This window comes from Photorhabdus viridis (assembly GCF_040256935.1).
Classification (GTDB): Bacteria; Pseudomonadota; Gammaproteobacteria; order Enterobacterales; family Enterobacteriaceae; genus Photorhabdus; species Photorhabdus viridis.
Map to the genome: position 1 here is coordinate 1 of NZ_JBEJZY010000112.1, position 3,168 is coordinate 3,168.

General features: G+C 41.1%; 4 protein-coding genes. All 4 read left to right on the top strand.

The window, feature by feature from the left end; genetic code table 11:
• Positions 1-948 (top strand): T6SS effector BTH_I2691 family protein (locus ABR397_RS22130; RefSeq protein WP_350307598.1); only part of this gene is annotated, 948 nt, incomplete at its 5' end.
• A complete protein-coding gene (locus tag ABR397_RS22135; RefSeq protein WP_350307599.1) occupies positions 945-1,946 on the top strand; it encodes a putative type VI secretion system effector in 1,002 nt (333 codons plus the stop codon). The genes ABR397_RS22130 and ABR397_RS22135, both read left to right, overlap by 4 nt.
• A 205-nt stretch (positions 1,947-2,151) precedes the next feature.
• Positions 2,152-2,580 carry a hypothetical protein gene (locus ABR397_RS22140; protein ID WP_350307600.1) on the top strand — a complete coding sequence of 143 codons (429 nt, stop codon included), beginning with the start codon at positions 2,152-2,154 and terminating at the stop codon, positions 2,578-2,580.
• A 29-nt stretch (positions 2,581-2,609) separates the two neighbouring features.
• Positions 2,610-2,900, top strand: a complete 291-nt coding sequence (locus ABR397_RS22145) for a hypothetical protein (protein ID WP_350307601.1) — start codon at positions 2,610-2,612, stop codon at positions 2,898-2,900.
• The last annotated feature ends 268 nt before the right edge of the window (positions 2,901-3,168 follow it).

The window sequence follows — 3,168 nt, forward strand, 5'->3', positions numbered from 1 at the left end:
CGGTTCTTTAACTTTACCCGTTTAGGGAAAGTGCTGAACAGCCGGAATGAAATGCTGAGTAAAACGCTGTTCTCGGTGATTTCCGGCGTGCCGTTTGATCAGGCGGTTGAACTGTCGGTCTCACAGCTTAAAGATGGCGATGAGTTTAGGCAGCAGGTGTTAGCGGATCTGAAAAAATCGAGAGCGGAAGACCGGTTGAAAAAAAGTAACAATTATCAGTCTAATTTTAAAAAATTTGCTCAAAGTGCGGAAGGAGAACCGGCGTTAAAGCAATCGCGGATTAAATTACTGGTTTTGATTTTCAACGGGTTGGAGTTTGCTAATCAGTTAAAAGAGAGTCAGGGGGATCCAAAAGGCCACGCCCAGGTGACTGCGGCGTTTTTAGGTACACTGAGTACCGCGGTAGAGATTGTGACCCCGGCAGTTGAGCACGGCATAAAAAATGTGGCGGCGACTGATTCCATTAAATTTATTGGGGCAAGTGCCGGTACGATTGCTTCTGCATTAAATCTGGGGGTTGATATCAGTGACTTTAGATCTGAACGTCATGGTCAAGGGCGCTGGCAGTTTATTGGTCTTTACGGCCTTAAAGGTGCTTATGATTTTGCGCAACTTACCAAAGCATTAAACGGCTTATTAAAAGTATTAGTTGATAGGGCATTGCTTGTGCCTAAGAACTTACTTCTTGAAGGAACGGCAAGGCTTTTGGCATGGGAAACTTTTGCCTGGCTGCTCAGTTGGGAGGCGATGCTCGTTATTTTTATTGTCGAAGAATTAGTGACGTATTTTTCGGATAATGAGTTACAAAAATGGTGTCGGAATTGTGTGTTTGGTTTGGAGCCGGCAAAAGGTTTGAAATCAACCCAATTTATTGACCCAGAATTGCAGAATACGCTGTATGAAGCACAATATAAAAGCTTTGCTGATGCAATGAAGGATTTGTCATGAGTACTTGTCGCCCTTTTAAAGAGGCCATTGACTTTAAGGAAATAAAAAGTCAGAGAAGCAGCCTTGATACATGGATTGAAGTTAATCTTGACTGGATAGTAAACCATCCAGAAGGTAGAGAAGAGGCAGAAAAGGAGATTGAAAAAACAAAGGCTCAAATTCCGGCACTGGATGCCATCTTAGCGAAAGAGCCGCCCCCGCCGGAATTACCGCCGCGTAAACCATTAATCAAAATCAGTGGGGTATTGGAAGAATTCGAGACGCTCTGTGTGAGGGGCTATTTTACCGATCGGGAATATGATCCCGCCGCCTTTGCCCGTCAGGAGGAGCGGGAATTGTCTGGCGCATTATTGATGGCGATGGCGGGAAATAGCTCGGCGGCGGCAGTAAATTCGCAAACCCAAGTGCGGGAAAGTGATGTCTGTGATTTTGTGCAGGGAAAAATCAATGGTATTCCTTTCCACGGTTGGCTGGGATTTACCTCCGCAAAAGTGGGTGATTACGTTGAATTAGCGGTGACGGAGCAGGCGGGATATTATGTGGTTTATGCTATCGCTAATCCCGAATTAAGGGTTATTTCCATGACACCGCGTTGCAATCAGGGAATTCATGCAAACTCCAAAGAGCAGATATTTAATGCTTGCTATTTTTTTTCGGCTTACCTGCTTTTTTTAGTAATAGCAAATATTTTTTTTATTGGGGAAAATATGTTCGTCTTTCTGGAATACGTGCTTCCATTTTGTGTTTTGATGATAGCGATATTTGCACCCAGTACATATTACCAAGGTATGAAAAAACCCCGACCCTCAATTAGGTTGGCTGAAGAGATTTTCACTGCATTAGGTTTCCCTGACCCTACAGAGGTTAATCTTAGACGATTAACAAAAAAGAGGCTTAAGGAAATCAAGACTAATTCTCCTGATAGGGAATCCGGTAAAGACAGTGAAAGAGTACTGCCAGATAGAGATTGTTTCGTAAGCTATTATTACTATTACTGACTCAAGTAATTACCGGGTAAAAAACTGTTATGTTTAAAGATATTATTTCTTTGATCAGATGGGTTGAGATTCTGAAATCAACCCAATTGATTGACGTTGAATCGCAGGGAAACTTTGAAAAAATCAGTAACCCATTATCGAATGGTAAAATGTTATCTAATACTATTCGAGCAATAGGTAATTTTGTGTAAATTAAGGTTTTTTTATGAAACAGATCTATAAAATGGTTTTCGTCGGTTTTGCCATTAATGTATTAATATGTTTGGTTTCACTGGCGGCGACCAGGGCACTTTATGCCAGTTATGATGATCTTTCTTATCAATTACAAAGTGTAGTTGATAAGTTACTTATCGTGGATAAAGTGCTACAGGTTTTTATTTTTCTGCAAATTGTTAATTTATTTATTATTATCAAAATGCCAAAGTATGCAAAAATCAGTTCTTTTATCGTGTCCAGTGTCTTTCCATTGGGGGTGGTTTATTTTATTGGGTGTTTATTGTCGATTCAACGGGTGGCACTTTTCTTCTTCACTGAATGTGAGAATAATCCAGTCCCGGATAGCGCGGTTTGTTTTTTACGGGACGAGTATCGATACAAAGCGTTAATTTGGAGCGGGGGGCTATTTTACTCTTGATTAAAGGCTTAAGTAGTACGTGTATTACGATGGCAGTGATGCATTATGTCTCATATCGTAAAATAAAAGATCGTTATTTCTTTGCCGAGAAAGAGAACGGCTTTTTGTTAACCCCGACCACTTTTAGTAAAACGATTTTTTTGCCTTATGAATGTATTGAACGAGTTGAACAACGTAAAAATAAAGTGATTGTTTTCGTCAAGTTAAAGGAAAAAATCGACATCGTGTGTTCAACGAAATTTATTGATAGAGCCGAGCTGGAAAAAGTCGTTAATACGCTGTCGCTGGCGGCGTCAAATAATCAGGGTAATCAACAATAATTATTGCCGCTCTTGAGATGTGAAAAATTTATTCTTAATTATACCGGAGTCATTATGTTTGCAGGCATTATTCGCCTGGGTGATAAACTCAGCAGCGGCGGTGAAGTGATTTCCGTTTCTTCCTCAATAGAGATTAGTGGGAGAAAATGATGAATACCACCACCCCGGCGATCATCTTTGATCACAGCCGTTACAAACTGAAAGTCTGGAAAAATGCCGCGCCGCTGGATGTGGTGGCGTTTAGCGGGCAGGAAGGCTTAAGCCAGCC